Consider the following 17,217-nt stretch of genomic DNA (forward strand, 5'->3'; position numbering starts at 1 on the left):
GATTTATAGCGTTTAGCATGCAAGAACTCTCAGCATATTCAATATAGATATAGGATTTCTCCTAAACAGCCACATAAGCCAATACATGTCTGGCTTATTTTAAGAGCCTGCAATATTAAGCATTTACAACCCAATAAATCATTTGAATTTTACGGGCATCGTGTGACAAAATCTTACTAAGCGCCTGAAGAAACATACAGTATGATTTAAATACTCGACTTATCAGATCGGAACTTTCGTACGGCATAACTCTGGAGAAGTCCACTCCCTGAAATCGCCCGAAGCTTTTCGTTCAGGCACTTACAGCACAACAAGTAAGTGACCTAGTCCCCTATACCGCAACGTGAGCTTTATCACGCCTGACGTCAGTTCGCGATGGACGGCAACGGCAGGCCATTAAGCGACTGCGCACTGCGGGTCTGCTCCTGCATCAACCAGTCAACGAATCGCTGAATCAATTCGCCGCGGCGCTTTCGCTGAGGCAGGACCACGTAGTAGCCAAGCCGTGAAATGACCGTGGCGGCGATTGGACTACACAACAAGCCCTCCGCCAGCAAGTTATCCACAAGATGTCGCCAACCGATGGCGACGCCCTGACCACCAATCGCGGCCTGGATCAACAAGGTGTAGTTATCAAAACGCAGCTGACCCGGTGCGGGCGCCGAAGTGATCCCCAGCTCACGAAACACGCCGCTCCAATCAAACCAGTTGCTGCTGTTTTCGCCACGCAGGTGCAGCAGGGGCAGTTCCAGCAGCGAAGGGACCGGCAACGGCAGCGCACGGTCTTTGAGCAGCAGCGGGCTGCACACCGGAAATACTTCTTCGCTGAACAGCCAGTGACTCTCACCTTGCTTGAAGCGCCCGTCGCCAAACAGCACGGCAACATCGATATCGCTGCGCAGCATGTTGTGGCTGCGCTCACTGGTAACGAGACTGACATCCACATTGGGGTTGGCGGCATGGAAGCGGTGCAGGCGCGGCATCAACCAATAGGCGGCGAACGCGAAATCCGTGGCGACCTGCAGCACCTCGTGCTGATCTTGCGCACTGATCGCCGCCAGTCCTGCATCGATATTCTGCAAACCGAGCTGCACCTGTTCGAAGAGGACAATGCCCGCCTCTGTCAGCTCAATGCCACGATAAATCCGATCGAACAGGCGGGTGGCAAGTTGCTCTTCCAGCCGTTTGATTTGCTGACTGATGGCGGGTTGGGTCGTCCCCAGCTCCACGGCGGCGGCGGTGAAACTTCGCTGGCGTGCCGCTGCTTCAAAAGCTCGCAACAGGTCCAGGGACAGACTCCCGAGGGCTTCATACATAAGCTGTGCTTATCCTAGTCATTGCCGGGTGTGGGCTTTACCGCAAAAGGCATGGCACCCATGCTCGGTCGCAGCACTCTCGCATAAATATTCACTATGGAATGCCGCGATCACATGAAGCGCAAGAATATTCTCTTCATCATGGCCGATCAGATGGCCGCGCCAATGTTGCCGTTCTACGGCCCCTCGCCAATCAAATTACCCAATCTCAGCCGACTTGCTGCCGAAGGCGTAGTGTTCGACTCCGCTTATTGCAACAGCCCACTGTGCGCACCGTCGCGTTTTACCCTGGTCAGCGGCCAGCTGCCGAGCAAGATCGGCGCCTATGACAATGCGGCTGACTTTCCCGCCGACGTACCCACCTATGCCCATTACCTGCGCCGCCTGGGCTACCGCACAGCCTTGTCCGGAAAGATGCACTTCTGTGGTCCGGATCAACTGCACGGCTATGAAGAACGCCTGACCAGTGACATTTATCCGGCCGACTACGGCTGGTCGGTGAACTGGGACGAACCCGATGTACGTCCCACCTGGTTCCACAATATGTCATCGGTGCTGCAGGCTGGCCCCTGCGTGCGCACCAACCAGCTGGATTTTGACGAAGAAGTGGTCTTCAAGGCGCAGCAGTACCTGTTTGACCACATCCGCGAGGACGGCGACCAGCCGTTCTGCCTGACCGTGTCCATGACCCATCCTCACGACCCGTACACCATCCCGAAGAAATACTGGGATATGTACCAGGACAGCGATATTCCGCTGCCGCAGACGCCAGCGCAGTCCGAGCTGGACCCGCACTCCCAGCGACTGCTCAAGGTGTACGACTTGTGGGACAAGCCGCTGCCTGTGGATAAGATCCGTGACGCGCGACGCGCCTATTTCGGAGCCTGCAGCTATATTGACGACAACGTCGGCAAACTCCTGCAAACACTCGAAGATACCGGGCTGATCGACGATACCATTATTGTCTTCTCCGGGGATCATGGCGACATGCTCGGCGAGCGCGGCCTCTGGTACAAAATGCACTGGTTCGAGATGGCCGCCCGGGTCCCCTTGTTGATCAGCGCGCCGGGGCAATTTGGTGCCGGTCGCGTCAGCGCTGCCGTCTCGACTGCCGACCTCCTGCCGACCTTTGTCGAATTGGCCGGCGGCTCGCTGGCGCCAGGCTTGTCGCTCGATGGCCGCTCGCTGGTGTCGCACCTGAAGGGGCAGGGCGGTCACGACGAAGTGTTTGGCGAGTACATGGCCGAAGGCACCATCAGCCCGCTGATGATGATTCGCCGCGGTGCCTACAAATTCATCTACAGCGAAGACGACCCTTGCCTACTCTTCGATGTGCACAATGACCCGCCTGAACAGGAAGAGCTCAGCCAGTCGCCGCAACACAGCGCACTGTTTGCCGAGTTCCTTGCCGAAGCACGGGCCAAGTGGGACATACCTGCGATTCACCAACAGGTGCTCGCCAGTCAGCGCCGCCGGCGATTCGTGGCCGAGGCCCTGAGCATCGGCAAGCTGAAGAGCTGGGATCACCAGCCACTGGTAGACGCCAGTCAGCAGTACATGCGCAACCACATCGACCTGGATGATCTGGAGCGCAAAGCACGTTATCCACAACCCTGCCAAAACCAATAATGTTAAGGGGAAGTCCATGCAAAGGTTATCCACAGTTCTGACGGTCGGGCTTCTGGCTCTGGGCAGCGCATCGGCGTATGCCGATCAGAGCTGCGACACGGTGAAAATGGCCGATCCGGGCTGGAGCGACATTGCGGCGACCAACGCCATTACCGGGTTCTTGCTGGACGGCATGGGCTACAAGGCCAAGGTTGACACCCTGGCGGTGCCTATCACCTTCGGTGGTTTGAAGGACGGTCAGGTCGACGTGTTCCTGGGTAACTGGATGCCGGCGCAGCAAGGTTTCTACGACAAGTTCGTGGCCACCGGGGATGTAACCCAACTGGCGAAAAACCTCGATGGCACCGAGTTCACCCTGGCTGTTCCGGATTATGTGTGGGACGCAGGTGTGCATAACTTCGCCGACCTGAACAAGTTTGCCGACAAGTTCGAGAAAAAAATCTACGGCATTGGCTCCGGGGCTCCGGCGAACATCTCGCTGCAGGACATCATCAAGAAAAACGACTTCGACTTGGGTCAATGGAAGCTGGTGGAATCCAGCGAGCAGGCCATGCTGGCGGAAGTGTCCCGCGCAGTTAAGAAACAGAAGTTCGTGACCTTCCTCGGCTGGACGCCCCACCCGATGAACGTGCAGCTGAAGATGCACTACCTCAAGGGTGGCGAGAAGTACTTCGGTGATACCGGTGCGGTTTATACATTGACTCGCAAGGGTTATGCACAGGCCTGCCCAAACGTCGGCAAGTTGCTCACCAACCTGAGCTTTACCCAGGAAATGGAGAACAGCATCATGGCCGAGGTCGTGAACAAGAAGATCAGCAATGCCGAGGCTGCCAAGGCGTGGATCAAGGCTAATCCTGCGGTTCTGGATAAATGGCTGGATGGTGTGAAAACCGCCGATGGCAAGGAGGCGTTGCCTGCGGTGAAAGCCAAGCTCTGATTCATAGGGGGGAGCCTGTCATTCATGCAGGAGCGAGCCTGCTCGTGTTGGGCGTACACGATTACGCCGGGCGTCGGATGCCCCAAGGTGCCGGTACGTTTTTCGCGAGCGAGCTCGCTCCTGCAGGTAGGGGCTGGCACGCTCGCGCCGCCATCACTGGTTCACCCTGTTACCCTTTGCGCATTCCCCCACCTGAGAGGACCCATGGCCTTTCCCAGCCGCCATTCGCTCTTCCCCTTCCTGAGCTGGTTGCCTCGGCAAACCCGTGCCACTGTCGGGCGCGACCTTATCGTCGGCCTGAGCGGTGCGATTCTCGCGCTGCCACAGTCGATTGCCTACGCCCTGATTGCCGGGCTCCCACCTGAATACGGGTTGTACGCGGCTATCATTCCTGTTCTGATCGCCTGCCTGTGGGGATCATCCTGGCACCTCATCTGTGGTCCTACAGCGGCAATTTCCATTGTCTTGTATGCCAGCGTCAGCCCCTTGGCGGTACCCGCCTCGCAGGACTACGTGGCACTTATTCTGTTGCTGACGCTGCTGGCCGGGATCTTCCAGTGGCTGCTGGGCTTGTTGCGATTCGGCGCGCTGGTGAATTTTGTCTCCCATTCGGTGGTATTGGGGTTCACCCTCGGTGCGGCGGTGGGGATTGCCGTCGGCCAGCTGCCCAACTTGCTGGGGCTGGACCTGCCCAGCCAGGCCACGGCACTCGACAGCTTCATGTCGGTGTTTCAACACCTGCATCAGGTGGACAAGCCATCGCTCATTCTCGGGCTGGCGACAGTGGCATTGGGAGCTACCCTGAAATGGCTGCTGCCACGCTGGCCGACGCTGTTGATCACGCTGGTAATGGCAGGGCTGCTGGTGTGGCTCTGGCCCGGGATGTTCGGCCACGTCAGCCTGGTCAGCGCCTTTGTCGGTCGACTGCCACCTTTGAGCGCCGTGCCGCTGGACCTGGACTTGATCCTGCGCTTGTTACCCAGCGCGGTCGCGGTGGGCATGTTGGGGCTGGTGACCAGCCTGTCGATTGCTCGCTCCCTGTCGGCACGCTCACAGCAGTTGCTCGACGCCAATCAGGAAGTGCGCGCCCAGGGCTTATCCAACATGGTTGGGGCATTTTTTTCCGGGTCGTTGTCCGCTGGCTCCTTCACCCGTTCGGGCTTGAGTTACGAGGCAGGGGCCTGCTCCCCGCTGGCCGGGGTGTTCTCGGCGCTGTGGGTCGCGCTGTTTGCAGTGTTTGGCGCGGCATTGATCGCCCACATCCCGATTCCTGCGATGGCTGGCAGTATTTTGCTGATCGCCTGGGGCCTGGTGGATCATCGCGGCATTCGCGCATTGCTGAGGGTCAGTCGCGCCGAGTTCCTGGTCATGGCGCTGACCTGTGTCGCCACGCTGCTGCTGGAATTGCAGACCGCGATCTACGCCGGGGTACTGGCTTCGCTGTTCTTCTACCTCAAGCGCACCTCGCAACCGCGTGTGCAGCATTGGCGCGACGGCGATGAGGATGTGTTGCGGGTTGGCGGCTCGATCTTTTTCGGCGCCAGCCATTACCTCCAGGTACGCCTGCAACGCATGCACGCTGCCCGGGTAGTGATTGAGGCACAGCAGATCAATTTCATCGATTACTCAGGGGTGGAGATGCTGCATCAGGAGGCGCGGCGCCTGCTCAAGCAGAATCGCAGCCTGACCCTGCGGCAAGCGCGGCCGCAGGTGGTGGAGGAGCTGAGAAAGCTGGAAGGCGCGGAGAAATGCCCGATCCGGTTTGAAGACTGAATCGTGTTTCACTCCAACAGTTTTACTCTGCGAGTTGTCGGCGCAGTTCGGCCAGCACCGGCGCCGTGTCCGGTCGAACACCCCGCCACAGGAAGAACGCTTCCGCCGCCTGTTCGGCGAGCATCCCCAATCCATCCATTGCCACAGCTGCGCCGTGCTCGCTGGCCCAGCGGCAGAATGATGTCGGTTCCTTGCCGTACATCATGTCGTAGCAAACCGTCTTGCCCGGCTCGATCAGACTGCTGGCAATCGGTGGGACTTCACCGGACAGGCTCGCAGAGGTGGCGTTGATGATCAGGTCCACGGATTCCTCCAGCCAGTCAAAGCCACTGGCAGAGACCGGGCCCAGATCATCGAACAACTCGGCCAGCAATTCCGCTTTTTCCACCGTGCGGTTGGCGATGATCACTGACGCCGGCTGCTCGGCCAGCAACGGCTCCAGCGCACCCCGCACCGCACCACCGGCGCCCAGTAGCAATATGCGCTTCCCCTTGAGACTGAAAGCGGCATTAACCGTCAGGTCCCGCACCAGCCCGGCGCCGTCGGTGTTATCACCCAGCAACGAGCCGTCAGCCAGTTTGCTCAAGGTATTCACCGCGCCAGCCCGCTGGGCGCGCTCGGTCAGGCTGTCGGCCAGGTGATAGGCCTCTTCCTTGAAAGGCACCGTGACGTTGGCTCCGCGCCCCTCCAGGAAAAACGCCCGGGCGAAGTGGGAAAAATCATCGAGCGGTGCCAGGGAAGTGCTGTAGTCCAGTTGCTGACCCGTCTGCTCGGCAAACAGTCGATGGATAAGTGGCGACTTGCTGTGGCCAATCGGGTTGCCGAATACGACGTAACGATCCATCAGTTTTCCTCGTTCAGGCCTTGGCCAACCAATCGCGGTCTTGCAGGAAATATTCGGTCAGCCGCGCTTCTTCGCTGCCCGGCTCGGCCTTCCAGTCGTAACTCCAACGCACTTGCGGCGGCAGCGACATGAGAATCGATTCCGTACGTCCGCCCGACTGCAGGCCGAACAGCGTGCCACGGTCGTAGACCAGGTTGAATTCGACATAGCGGCCGCGACGGAACTCCTGGAATTCGCGTTGCCTGGCAGTGAATGCATCGTTCTTGCGGCGCTGGACGATCGGCAGGTAGGCCTCGATGAACGCGTCGCCGATGGCCCGCATGAAAGCAAAGCTGGTGTCGAAATCCCATTCATTGAGGTCATCGAAGAACAGGCCGCCAATGCCACGCGGCTCGTGGCGATGCTTGATATGAAAGTAGCTGTCGCACCATGCCTTGTAGCGCGAATAGACGTCGGGACCAAACGGCGCGCATGCCTGCTCGGCAACCCGATGCCAATGCACACAATCTTCTTCATTGCCGTAGTAGGGCGTCAGGTCGAAACCGCCGCCAAACCACCAGACGGGTTCTTCGCCTTCTTTCTCCGCGATGAAGAACCGCACATTGGCGTGCGAAGTGGGCACCATGGGGTTGTGCGGGTGAATGACCAGGGACACCCCGAGCGCTTCAAAGCCGCGTCCGGCAAGCTCCGGTCGATGGGCACTGGCCGAGGGAGGGAGACCGCTGCCAAACACGTGGGAAAAGTTGACGCCGCCTTTCTCGATGACAGCACCGTTCTCGATCACGCGAGTGCGACCGCCCCCACCCGCGGGTCTGGTCCAGGCATCCTCGACGAAGCGCGTACCGCCGTCTTCGGCTTCAAGGGCAGCGCAAATGCGGTCTTGCAGGTCGAGCAGATAGGCTTTTACGGCCTCGGTACGGGTCGTCATGGCATCACCTTGAATCGGGACAAACGGCGCGGCGCATCAACGGCCGGCGGCAAATTGCTGCACAGGATAACACCGCACCCTGTTGCACCACAGTTGACGAAGATCATGCTTAGGAGTCCGATAGGGGGCTTACCCAAACGATCACCAGGAGAGTTCTGATGGCAAAGCGTATCCAGTTCAGTGCCCATGGCGGCCCCGAAGTGCTCGAGTATGTCGACTACCAACCTGCCGAGCCTGGCCCGCAGCAGGTACGCGTGAGCAATAAGGCCATCGGCCTGAACTTCATCGACACCTATTACCGCAGCGGACTGTATGCGCCACCGGCCTTGCCATCGGGCCTGGGTTCAGAGGGCGCCGGCGTGGTCGAAGCGGTGGGCAGCGCAGTCACTCGATTCAAAGTGGGTGATCGGGTGGCCTACGGCAGCGGCCCATTGGGCGCCTACAGCGACACTCACGTGCTGCCCGAAGCCAACCTGGTGCAGCTGCCGGATGCGATCAGCTTCGAGCAGGCGGCCGGCGTGATGCTCAAGGGCCTGACCGTGCAGTACCTGCTGCGCCAGACCTATGAACTCAAAGGCGGCGAAACCATCCTGTTTCATGCGGCTGCGGGTGGGGTAGGTTCGCTGGCGTGCCAATGGGCCAAGGCCCTGGGTGTGAAGTTGATCGGCACTGTCAGCTCTGCAGAGAAAGCCGCATTGGCCACAGCCAACGGAGCCTGGGCGACGATCGACTACAGCCATGAAAACGTGGCGCAGCGTGTCCTGGAATTGACCGACGGCAAGAAAGTGCCTGTGGTTTACGACGGTGTCGGCAAGGACACCTGGCTGACATCCCTCGACAGCGCTGCGCCACGCGGCCTGGTGGTGAGCTTCGGCAATGCGTCGGGCGCGGTGGACGGGGTGAACCTGGGGATTCTATCGGCGAAGGGTTCGCTGTATGTGACCCGGCCAACACTTGCGACCTACGCCAACAACGCCGAAAACCTGCAGCGCATGGCGGATGAGTTGTTCGAGATGATCAGCAGCGGGAAGTTGAACGTGGATATCAGCCAGCAATATCCGCTGGCCGAAGCGGCAAAGGCTCAGACCGAGCTGTCGGCACGGCGTACTACCGGCTCGACTATTTTGTTGCCTTGAGGACGCCATCGCGGGCAAGCCTTGCCCGCGATGAACGATGACTCGGTCTCAATCCGGGCGAATGACCTGCCCCGTCGCCAGGTCCCGAATCACACTCGGATTCCTGCGCCCACCCAAATTACCGCCCAGGATGTAATCCACCTGCCCACGGAAATACTGCTCCACGCGAATCCGTGTGCGCGCTGCCGGCCGACCTTGCGGGTTGGCCGAAGTGGAGACCAACGGCCCTACCAGTGAACACAAGTCCCGTACCTGAGGATGATCGCTGACGCGCAACGCCACGGTCTCATGCTTGCCAGTAATCCACAGTGGCAACTGATTCTGGTGCGGCACCAGCCAGGTGTTGGGTCCCGGCCAGGTGCTGGCCATGCGGTCCATCCACAACTCGGGAAAATCCTCGAACAGGAAGTCGAACTGGTGAATATTGTCGGCGACCAGAATCAGGCCCTTCTCCATGGACCGTCCCTTGATCATCAGCAAACGTTCCACTGCGCTCTGATCCCAGGGGTCGCAACCCAGACCCCAGACCGCTTCGGTTGGATAGGCAATCACCGCGCCTGAGCGAACGGCTTGCGCGGCTTGTTGCACACGCCAACTGTTGACCATGAAAAACTCTCCGGAATAAGGCTCTGCGCAGTTTACCGATCTTCCTCATAAAACCTAGCTCACCCGCGCAAACCAGCGACCGCTTTCACACACCGCCCGACCGTCCATTTCCAGTTCGGTCAGCGCGGCCAGCACCTTGGGCAATGCCCAGCCGCTGCTGATGGCCAACGATTCACTGGTATGCGGCGCCGCGTGAAGCAACGCGAGCAGGGGGTGGGTCACCGCCGGCACAGTTGGGGAAAATGACACCTGTTGCCAACCGCGCAAGGCTTCAAGAATGTGCTCGATGGTTTCCACCAGCATGGCACCATCGCGAATCAGCTGATGACAGCCCTTGGCGCCGGGATGATGAATCGATCCCGGAATCGCATAAACCTCACGCCCTTGCTCCGCCGCCAGCCTGGCGGTAATCAACGAACCACTGGCGACGCTCGCCTCGACCACCAGTACGCCGAGGGACAAACCACTGATAATTCTGTTGCGCCGCGGGAAGTTGCTGGCGGTGGGGGCCGCGTCCAGCGGAAACTCCGAAACCACTGCGCTGCCAGAGGCAATCATGGCGTCTGCCAGCCTGCGATTGCGCTGTGGATAAAACTTTTCAAGTCCCGTGCCAAGTACCCCGACCGTTCGCCCGCCCACGTCCAGAGCCGCCTGGTGCGCTGCGGCGTCGATGCCAAGGGCCAGACCACTGGTAATCACAAAACCGGCACCGGCCAGGCTGCGGGAGAACGCTGCGGCCGTGTCCATCCCCGGACGAGATGCCCGACGACTGCCGACCATCGCCAACTGTGGTTTGTCCAGGATGCCGGGATCGCCCGCGACAAATAACAAGGGCGGCGGGTCGCTGATTTCCGCCAGCAGCGCCGGGTAGTCAGGTTGGTCCCACATCAGTAAATGCTGGCCCGGACGCTCCAGCCAGGCCAATGCGTGGTGGGCGCCATCGCGCACATCGGGATCGCGACGCCTCTCGGCGCAAGCGAATGGAAGGCCCAGAGACTTCCAGGCGTTGGCCGGCGCGCTCAGCGCTTTTGAGGCCGAGCCGAAGGCATCCAGTAGCTTTTTAAACCGCGCCGGCCCCAGTTCGGGTAAGCGATGCAGACGCAGACGCGCCTCCAATTCGGCAGGCGAAACAGCTGCAGCAGCAGAGAATGTCATGGATCATCCTTGATCGTTATGAGGCCCGTTCAAACGGGCATAAGCTGTGGATAAGTCTGTTGGTAACTTGTGAAGCAGGCTTACGGATTTCGTACTTTGTCCATCACCGCTAAAGACCGCGAAGCATTGAGGACCAGGCCGTAACTGAGTTTGTCGTAGGTGCGGAAAACCATTAGCAACCCGGCGCGCTCATCGGGAATCTTCAACGGCTGACCGGTGATGCGGTCCCGCACGGTTTCACCGGTTTTCATCACCACCAGCACATTGCCTTCGGCCAATCCGTCGCGCTGCCCCTTGTTCAACGTGACGACATCCATCGCACCGATCTGGGTCACCCCACGCGGCACATCAATGATCAAACCCTTGATGTCGGTCTTTGGCGCACTGGGCATGAAAGTGGAATTGATCGAACGCTCCTCGCCACTGAACAGCCGATCCCCCAGGCGCACCTCCTGGGTAGTGCGCTGCAGCGCCAGGGTGGCGACATCGCCCTCGGCGGCCACGATCTCGCCGCCGCCGATATCGTCCGCGTTGATCCCGAGGAACTCCTTGCTCTCGGGGTCGGTGTAAACCTTGCCCTGGCGGAAGATTCCGTACACTGGCTGGTTCGGATCAAATTGCCCGCGGGCGAAGATGCGGTCTCCGGTGCCGCTGAGTACGCGCTCGGCATCGCCGGCAACGATATAGGGCGCCTTGTCGAAGTCCTCGACCTTGTCGACGATACGGTTGCTCAACAGGAAGCTGTTAATCGATTGCAGCGGAATGCTCGGAATGGCATCCGCCACCGGTGAACTGCGAATGCGCGGCGACAACTTGATAGTGCCCCTGGAAGCCCCGCGATTGAGGGTCAGGCGCGGCTGGCCGTTGATGTAGACCAGCGTCAGCGAGTCGCCCGGATAGATGAGATTGGGGTTTTCGATCTGGGGATTGGCTTGCCATAACTCCGGCCACTTCCATGGCTCGCGCAAGAATTTTCCAGAGATGTCCCAGAGTGTGTCGCCGGTAACCACCGTGTATTGCTGTGGAAAACCTTCCCTGAGTTGCACTTGCCCATGCGCTAAACCGGCTGAAGCCAGAAGCAGCAGGGCGAGTAGTGATTTCCTCATGCGGTGAATCCCTTTATTATGTGCGTTCGCGTGAAACGCCAGAGCCCTCGTGGCTCGCTCCCGCCTCTTTGCAGAGAAAAGGGAGCTACGCTTCACAACGGTAGCCTGCATCTTCGGACCCGCCAGGCCATCGACCCGACTTTACCTCACACGTGCAGCAAATAAGCTTATGGCCATTTTAGACATCCTCGAATTTCCCGACTCGCGCCTGCGCACTATCGCCAAACCTGTGGCTGTAGTGGACGACGAAGTGCGTCAGTTGGTCGACGACATGTTTGAAACAATGTATGAAGCGCCAGGCATCGGCCTCGCCGCGACCCAGGTCAACGTGCACAAACGTATCGTCGTGATGGACCTCTCCGAAGACCGCAGCGAGCCGCGGGTTTTCATCAACCCCGAGTTCGAATCACTGACCGACGAGATGGAACAATATCAGGAAGGGTGCCTCTCGGTGCCGGGCTTCTACGAAAATGTCGATCGCCCGCAAAAGGTCAAGGTCAAGGCCCTGGACCGCGACGGCCAGCCTTACGAACTGATCGCCGAAGGCCTGCTCGCCGTGTGCATCCAGCACGAATGCGACCACCTCAACGGCAAATTGTTCGTCGACTACCTGTCCAACCTGAAACGCGACCGAATCAAGAAGAAACTGGAAAAGCTCCATCGCCAGAACGCTTGATGCCCTCCTTTCAAAGGCTTGCTGCGGCAAGCCTTTTTCTTTTTCAGAGATCGCTCCCATGACTGAGCCACTGCGCATCGTCTTTGCCGGCACCCCGGAATTCGCCGCCGAACACCTCAAGGCGCTGCTCGCCAGCCCTTACGAGATTGTCGCGGTCTACACCCAGCCGGACCGCCCGGCGGGCCGTGGGCAAAAGCTGATGCCAAGCCCGGTCAAGCAGCTCGCTCTGGAAAATCATATTCCGGTGCTGCAGCCGCCGACCCTGCGCAATGAAGACGCCCAAGCCGAATTGGCCGCACTGAACCCGGACCTGCTGGTGGTGGTCGCCTACGGCCTGATCCTGCCGCAAGTGGTGCTGGATATTCCACGCCTGGGCTGCATCAACAGTCATGCCTCTTTGCTCCCGCGCTGGCGCGGAGCGGCGCCAATCCAGCGTGCCGTCGAAGCCGGTGACAGCGAAAGTGGCGTCACCGTGATGCGCATGGAGCTGGGCCTCGATACCGGGCCGATGCTGCTTAAGGTCACCACGCCGATCACTGGTGAAGACACCGGTGGCAGTCTCCATGACCGGCTGGCTGAAATGGGTCCGCCGGCAGTGGTGCAGGCTATCGCCGGGCTGGCTGCCGGAACGCTGGAAGGCGAGGTGCAGGACGACAGCCTCGCCACCTACGCACATAAGTTGAACAAGGACGAAGCGCGCATCGACTGGAGTCGCCCGGCGCTCGAGCTGGAACGTCTGGTGCGCGCCTTCAACCCCTGGCCAATCACCCACAGCTCTCTCAATGGCGAAGCGCTGAAAGTCCTGGCCGCGAACCTCGCTGAAGGGCAGGGTGCCCCGGGTGAAATCCTTGGCGCCAGCAAGGATGGACTGGTCGTGGCTTGCGGCGAGCAGGCGCTGTGCCTGACGCGCCTGCAATTACCCGGCGGCAAGGCGCTGAACTTCAGCGACCTGTTCAACAGCCGTCGCGAGAAATTCGCCCTCGGCACCGTCCTCGGCCAAGCGGTGGAGGCGCAATGAACCCGCGTCTCGCCGCCGCCAAGGCGCTCGCCGCTGTGCTTAACGGCAAAGCCTCGCTCAACAGTTCACTGCCCACGCAAATGGACAAGGTTGAAGACCGCGATCGCGGCTTCACCCAGGATCTGGCGTTCGGTACTGCGCGCTGGCAGCCACGCCTGTCGGCGCTCGCGGCAAAGCTGCTGCAAAAACCCTTCAAGGCGGCAGACGCCGATGTCGAGGCGCTGTTGCTGGTTGGCCTGTACCAACTGCTCTACACCCGGGTTCCCGCCCACGCCGCCATTAGTGAAACCGTCGGTTGCGCCGACAAGCTGAAAAAACCATGGGCCAAGGCGCTGCTCAACGCCGTGCTGCGCCGTGCCCAGCGTGAAAGTGAAACGCTGCTGGCCGAGCTGGAACATGATCCGGTGGTGCGCACCGCCCATCCACGCTGGCTGCAAAAATCGCTCAAGGCATTCTGGCCCGAGCAATGGGAAGCCATTTGTGCAGCGAATAACGCGCATCCACCGATGATTCTGCGGGTCAATCGCCGTCATCACAGCCGCGACGCCTACCTCGGACTGTTGAGTGAAGCGGGCATCGCCGCCAGCCCATGCGTCTACAGCCAGGATGGCATCATCCTCGACACGGCTGCCGATGTGCGCAGCCTGCCTGGGTTCGCCGAAGGCTGGATCAGCGTGCAGGACGAGGCGGCGCAACTGGCCGCCGATCTGCTGGACCTGGCACCGGGCCAACGGGTACTGGACGCATGCTGCGCGCCGGGCGGCAAGACCTGCCATATCCTCGAAGCCGAGCCCGAGCTGGCGGGCGTCGTCGCCGTCGACCTGGAGGCCAAGCGCCTGGTGCGTGTGCGGGAAAACCTCGCCCGCCTGGGCCTGAGCGCCGAGCTGATTGCTGCCGATGGCCGCGATACCGCCACCTGGTGGGACGGCAAACCCTTCCAGCGCATCCTGCTCGACGCCCCATGCTCGGCGACCGGCGTCATCCGGCGTCATCCGGACATCAAGCTGACTCGCCAACCCGACGACATCGCCGCACTGGCGGTTCTTCAGGGCGAGTTGCTGGACGCCATGTGGATAACCCTGGAAGTCGGCGGCATCCTCCTTTACGCCACCTGCTCCACATTGCCGACCGAGAACACTGAAGTCATTGAAGCCTTCCTCGCCCGCACCCCGGGCGCCCGCGAGCTCGATCTCGCGACGACCGCTGGCATCAAGCAGCCCCACGGCCGTCAGTTGCTCGCCCAGCAAGGCGGACATGACGGTTTCTACTACGCCAAGCTGATCAAGATCGCCGCCGCGCGCGGTTAACCGGACTTCAAGGGAGTGACTGGATGAAAATCATCATCCTCGGCGCAGGGCAGGTAGGTGGTTCGCTGGCCGAGCACCTGGCCAGCGAAGCCAATGACATCACTGTGGTCGACACCGACAGCGAACGCCTGCGTGACCTCGGCGACCGCCTGGACATCCGCACCGTGCAAGGCCGCGGCTCATTGCCCACGGTGCTGCGTCAAGCGGGCGCGGACGACGCCGACATGCTGGTGGCGGTGACCAACAGCGACGAAACCAACATGGTCGCGTGCCAGGTGGCCCACACCCTGTTCCACACCCCGACCAAGATCGCCCGGGTACGTGAAGCGGCATACCTCACCCGCTCCGAATTGTTTGACAATGAAGCGATCCCGGTCGACGTGCTGATCAGCCCGGAACAGGTGGTAACCAACTACATCAAGCGCCTGATTCAACACCCGGGCGCGCTACAGGTCATCGACTTCGCCGAAGGCAAAGCGCAATTGGTGGCGGTGAAGGCCTATTACGGCGGGCCGCTAGTGGGCCAGCAACTTCGCCAGTTGCGCGAACATATGCCAAATGTCGAAACCCGCGTCGCGGCGATTTTCCGCCGGGACCGCCCGATCCTGCCCCAGGGCGACACCGTGATCGAAGCCGACGACGAAGTGTTTTTCATCGCCGCCAAAGCGAATATTCGCGCGGTGATGAGCGAAATGCGCCGCCTGGACGAAACCTACAAACGCATTGTGATTGCCGGGGGCGGGCAGATCGGCGAACGCCTGGCCGAGGCGATCGAAAGCCGCTACCAGGTCAAGATCATCGAGATGAACCCGATACGCTGCCGGCATCTGTCAGATACCCTGGACAGTACCGTGGTGTTGCAGGGCAGCGCTTCGGACCGTGATCTGCTGCTGGAAGAAAACATCGCCGACGCCGACCTGTTCCTGGCCCTGACCAACGACGATGAAGCCAACATCATGTCTTCGCTGCTGGCTAAACGCCTGGGCGCGAAGAAGGTGATGACGATCATCAACAACCCGGCCTATGTCGATTTGATTCAGGGCGGCGACATCGATATCGCCATCAGTCCGCAGCTCGCAACCATCGGCACCTTGCTCGCCCACGTGCGCCGCGGCGACATCGTCAGCGTGCACTCATTGCGCCGGGGTGCGGCCGAAGCGATCGAAGCGATTGCCCACGGCGATGAGAAATCAAGCAAGGTGATCGGCAAGGCCATCGAGAACATTGGCCTGCCACCGGGCACGACCATTGGTGCGATCATCCGCGATGAAGAAGTGATCATTGCCCATGACGACACAGTGATCGAGGCGGGGGACCATGTGATCCTGTTCCTTGTGGATAAAAAGCATATCCGGGATGTGGAGAAGCTGTTCCATGTGGGGTTGAGCTTCTTCTAAGCCAGTTTTGTGGTGAGTTCATTGGCCTCATCGCGGGCAAGCCTTGCTCCCACAGGCAATCTCATGATCACAAATCAATCAGAGGGTAATCCATGCTCGAATCCCTGGAAAAAATGCTCGCCAAGGGTGTGGATAACGCATTGCTGCGCTTCGGCCTGGGTAAGGGTTACCTGGATCTTGGGGATAACGCCAAGGCGGCCGAGCATTTCCAGCGCTGTGTAGCGTTCGATCCGAAGTATTCGGCGGCCTGGAAGCTATTGGGCAAGGCGTATCTGGCGCAGGCTGACTTCGCAGCCGCCCGCCAGGCCTGGGACATGGGCCTGGAGGCTGCCCGGGCCCATGGCGACAAGCAGGCGGAAAAAGAAATGACCGTATTCCTGAAGAAACTAGACCGCCACCCGTAGGAGCTGGCGCAGCCTGCGATCTTTTGACCTTTTCAAATCAAAAAATCGCAGGCTGCGCCAACTTCTACGTGGGTATCCACCCTCAGTACCAGCGCTCTTCGCCCGGTGGACGCTTCTTGAAGCGTTTCATGCTCCACATGTACTGGCTTGGATACGCACCGACATAACGCTCCACCACCTTGCTCATCGCCGCGCAGGACGTCTCGGTGTCGGTGCTGTACATCGCATCAGGCGCTGCTTCGAGTATCACTTTGTAACCCGAACCGTCCGGCAGCCGCAGTGCATGCAGAAAGACGCCGACGGCTTTGCCGCCGGCCAGCATGTTTGGCACAAACTTGCTGGTCAGGGCCTGGGTGGCGAAAAACGGCACGAAAATCCCGGCAGACTCTGCCGGCTCAGGGTCCGCAGGAATACCCACTGCGCCACCTTTGCGCACCTCCTTGATCACGCTGAGAATGCCTTCCTTGGTGGAAGCCGCGACCCGGTTGCCCAGTTGTACTCGCTGTTTGCGCAGTAAATCATCCACCGCCTTCAACTTCGGTGGTCGGTAGAAAATGATCGGCTTGCACTGGCTGCAATAGAAATGGTTCAGCACTTCCCAGTTGCCCAAGTGACTGGTAATGCCCACAACGCCTTTGCCCGAAGCCAGGGCGTCCTTCAGCACGTCCAGACCTTCGACTTCACGCACCAGGTCGATCGAACGCTGCGCCGGCCAGATCCACGCGCAGGCACTCTCGGTCAGCGATTTGCCGATGTCCCGCAGGCTGCGACCCACCAGCTGTTCACGCTCGGCCGGGTCCATCTCGGGGAAACACTTGGCCAGGTTGATCCGCACCACATCGCGCGAGCGGTTGGGGGTTTTCCACATCACCCAGCCGATGGCCGAGCCGACAGCCTGCACGGCGCGCCACGGAAGCAGGGCAAACAACCGCAGAGCGCCTACCAGCAAGGCGCCTTTAAACTTATCCACAGGTCACTCCTGATC

The 17,217-nt window shown here is 60.2% G+C and carries 16 protein-coding genes; 9 read left to right on the forward strand and 7 right to left on the reverse strand.

Annotated features, from left to right (window positions below; all coding sequences use genetic code 11):
* Window positions 1-365: 365 nt before the first annotated feature.
* Window positions 366-1,316: a choline sulfate utilization transcriptional regulator gene (locus UB23_RS20910; protein ID WP_045061215.1), complete on the reverse strand. Its 951-nt coding sequence runs from the start codon at window positions 1,314-1,316 to the stop codon at window positions 366-368.
* Window positions 1,317-1,430: 114 nt separating this feature from the next.
* On the opposite strand from UB23_RS20910, the gene betC reads away from it, so the two are divergent.
* The 3 genes from betC (at window position 1,431) to UB23_RS20925 (ending at window position 5,655) form a co-directional block, all read left to right on the forward strand.
* Complete coding sequence (gene betC, locus UB23_RS20915) at window positions 1,431-2,945, forward strand: choline-sulfatase (RefSeq protein ID WP_045061216.1); 1,515 nt, start codon at window positions 1,431-1,433, stop codon at window positions 2,943-2,945.
* A gap of 16 nt (window positions 2,946-2,961) precedes the next feature.
* Window positions 2,962-3,882, forward strand: coding sequence for a choline ABC transporter substrate-binding protein (gene choX / locus UB23_RS20920; RefSeq protein ID WP_045061217.1), 921 nt, complete (start codon window positions 2,962-2,964; stop codon window positions 3,880-3,882).
* A gap of 204 nt (window positions 3,883-4,086) precedes the next feature.
* Window positions 4,087-5,655, forward strand: a complete 1,569-nt coding sequence (locus tag UB23_RS20925; protein WP_045061218.1) for a SulP family inorganic anion transporter — start codon at window positions 4,087-4,089, stop codon at window positions 5,653-5,655.
* A 22-nt stretch (window positions 5,656-5,677) separates the two neighbouring features.
* On the opposite strand, the gene aroE is transcribed toward UB23_RS20925, so the two are convergent.
* Window positions 5,678-6,499 (reverse strand): shikimate dehydrogenase, encoded by an 822-nt coding sequence (gene aroE, locus UB23_RS20930; protein ID WP_045061219.1) that lies wholly within the window; start codon window positions 6,497-6,499, stop codon window positions 5,678-5,680.
* 13 nt (window positions 6,500-6,512) lie between these two features.
* The gene (hemF, locus tag UB23_RS20935; RefSeq protein ID WP_045061220.1) at window positions 6,513-7,427 is read right to left on the reverse strand and encodes an oxygen-dependent coproporphyrinogen oxidase; all 915 of its coding nucleotides are present in this window, start codon (window positions 7,425-7,427) and stop codon (window positions 6,513-6,515) included.
* Window positions 7,428-7,585: 158 nt separating this feature from the next.
* On the opposite strand from hemF, the gene UB23_RS20940 reads away from it, so the two are divergent.
* Window positions 7,586-8,563, forward strand: coding sequence for an NADPH:quinone reductase (locus UB23_RS20940; RefSeq protein ID WP_045061221.1), 978 nt, complete (start codon window positions 7,586-7,588; stop codon window positions 8,561-8,563).
* Between the two features lie 48 nt (window positions 8,564-8,611).
* Here UB23_RS20940 and UB23_RS20945 read toward each other — a convergent pair whose 3' ends face one another.
* The 3 genes from UB23_RS20945 to UB23_RS20955 all read right to left on the reverse strand — a co-directional run bounded on the left by UB23_RS20945 (window position 8,612) and on the right by UB23_RS20955 (window position 11,430).
* Complete coding sequence (locus tag UB23_RS20945; protein ID WP_045061222.1) at window positions 8,612-9,169, reverse strand: L-threonylcarbamoyladenylate synthase; 558 nt, start codon at window positions 9,167-9,169, stop codon at window positions 8,612-8,614.
* A 54-nt stretch (window positions 9,170-9,223) separates the two neighbouring features.
* A complete protein-coding gene (gene dprA, locus UB23_RS20950; RefSeq protein ID WP_045061223.1) occupies window positions 9,224-10,324 on the reverse strand; it encodes a DNA-processing protein DprA in 1,101 nt (366 codons plus the stop codon).
* An 80-nt stretch (window positions 10,325-10,404) separates the two neighbouring features.
* Window positions 10,405-11,430 (reverse strand): LysM peptidoglycan-binding domain-containing protein, encoded by a 1,026-nt coding sequence (locus UB23_RS20955; protein WP_045061224.1) that lies wholly within the window; start codon window positions 11,428-11,430, stop codon window positions 10,405-10,407.
* A 169-nt stretch (window positions 11,431-11,599) separates the two neighbouring features.
* Between UB23_RS20955 and def the strand changes: the two genes are divergently transcribed.
* The 5 genes from def (at window position 11,600) to UB23_RS20980 (ending at window position 16,232) form a co-directional block, all read left to right on the forward strand.
* Window positions 11,600-12,106, forward strand: coding sequence for a peptide deformylase (gene def, locus UB23_RS20960; protein WP_017341723.1), 507 nt, complete (start codon window positions 11,600-11,602; stop codon window positions 12,104-12,106).
* A gap of 58 nt (window positions 12,107-12,164) precedes the next feature.
* Window positions 12,165-13,124 carry a methionyl-tRNA formyltransferase gene (gene fmt, locus UB23_RS20965; RefSeq protein WP_045061225.1) on the forward strand — a complete coding sequence of 320 codons (960 nt, stop codon included), beginning with the start codon at window positions 12,165-12,167 and terminating at the stop codon, window positions 13,122-13,124.
* Window positions 13,121-14,431, forward strand: a complete 1,311-nt coding sequence (gene rsmB, locus UB23_RS20970; protein ID WP_045061226.1) for a 16S rRNA (cytosine(967)-C(5))-methyltransferase RsmB — start codon at window positions 13,121-13,123, stop codon at window positions 14,429-14,431. The genes fmt and rsmB overlap by 4 nt, the downstream gene beginning before the upstream one ends.
* Window positions 14,432-14,454: 23 nt before the next feature.
* Window positions 14,455-15,828, forward strand: a complete 1,374-nt coding sequence (trkA, locus tag UB23_RS20975) for a Trk system potassium transporter TrkA (RefSeq protein ID WP_045061227.1) — start codon at window positions 14,455-14,457, stop codon at window positions 15,826-15,828.
* A 92-nt stretch (window positions 15,829-15,920) separates the two neighbouring features.
* Window positions 15,921-16,232: a tetratricopeptide repeat protein gene (locus UB23_RS20980; protein ID WP_045061228.1), complete on the forward strand. Its 312-nt coding sequence runs from the start codon at window positions 15,921-15,923 to the stop codon at window positions 16,230-16,232.
* 82 nt (window positions 16,233-16,314) lie between these two features.
* Here UB23_RS20980 and UB23_RS20985 read toward each other — a convergent pair whose 3' ends face one another.
* Window positions 16,315-17,202, reverse strand: coding sequence for a lysophospholipid acyltransferase (locus tag UB23_RS20985; protein ID WP_045061229.1), 888 nt, complete (start codon window positions 17,200-17,202; stop codon window positions 16,315-16,317).
* Between the last annotated feature and the right edge of the window lie 15 nt (window positions 17,203-17,217).

The organism is Pseudomonas sp. ES3-33 (genome assembly GCF_000952175.1).
In the GTDB taxonomy this organism is placed as follows: Bacteria; Pseudomonadota; Gammaproteobacteria; order Pseudomonadales; family Pseudomonadaceae; genus Aquipseudomonas; species Aquipseudomonas gregormendelii.

Coding starts and splice junctions, on each gene's coding strand:
- UB23_RS20910 (WP_045061215.1), bottom strand. CDS start 1,316: ATGTATGAAGCCCTCGGGAGTCTGTCCCTGGACCTGTTGCGAGCTTTT.
- betC (WP_045061216.1), top strand. CDS start 1,431: ATGAAGCGCAAGAATATTCTCTTCATCATGGCCGATCAGATGGCCGCG.
- choX (WP_045061217.1), top strand. CDS start 2,962: ATGCAAAGGTTATCCACAGTTCTGACGGTCGGGCTTCTGGCTCTGGGC.
- UB23_RS20925 (WP_045061218.1), top strand. CDS start 4,087: ATGGCCTTTCCCAGCCGCCATTCGCTCTTCCCCTTCCTGAGCTGGTTG.
- aroE (WP_045061219.1), bottom strand. CDS start 6,499: ATGGATCGTTACGTCGTATTCGGCAACCCGATTGGCCACAGCAAGTCG.
- hemF (WP_045061220.1), bottom strand. CDS start 7,427: ATGACGACCCGTACCGAGGCCGTAAAAGCCTATCTGCTCGACCTGCAA.
- UB23_RS20940 (WP_045061221.1), top strand. CDS start 7,586: ATGGCAAAGCGTATCCAGTTCAGTGCCCATGGCGGCCCCGAAGTGCTC.
- UB23_RS20945 (WP_045061222.1), bottom strand. CDS start 9,169: ATGGTCAACAGTTGGCGTGTGCAACAAGCCGCGCAAGCCGTTCGCTCA.
- dprA (WP_045061223.1), bottom strand. CDS start 10,324: ATGACATTCTCTGCTGCTGCAGCTGTTTCGCCTGCCGAATTGGAGGCG.
- UB23_RS20955 (WP_045061224.1), bottom strand. CDS start 11,430: ATGAGGAAATCACTACTCGCCCTGCTGCTTCTGGCTTCAGCCGGTTTA.
- def (WP_017341723.1), top strand. CDS start 11,600: ATGGCCATTTTAGACATCCTCGAATTTCCCGACTCGCGCCTGCGCACT.
- fmt (WP_045061225.1), top strand. CDS start 12,165: ATGACTGAGCCACTGCGCATCGTCTTTGCCGGCACCCCGGAATTCGCC.
- rsmB (WP_045061226.1), top strand. CDS start 13,121: ATGAACCCGCGTCTCGCCGCCGCCAAGGCGCTCGCCGCTGTGCTTAAC.
- trkA (WP_045061227.1), top strand. CDS start 14,455: ATGAAAATCATCATCCTCGGCGCAGGGCAGGTAGGTGGTTCGCTGGCC.
- UB23_RS20980 (WP_045061228.1), top strand. CDS start 15,921: ATGCTCGAATCCCTGGAAAAAATGCTCGCCAAGGGTGTGGATAACGCA.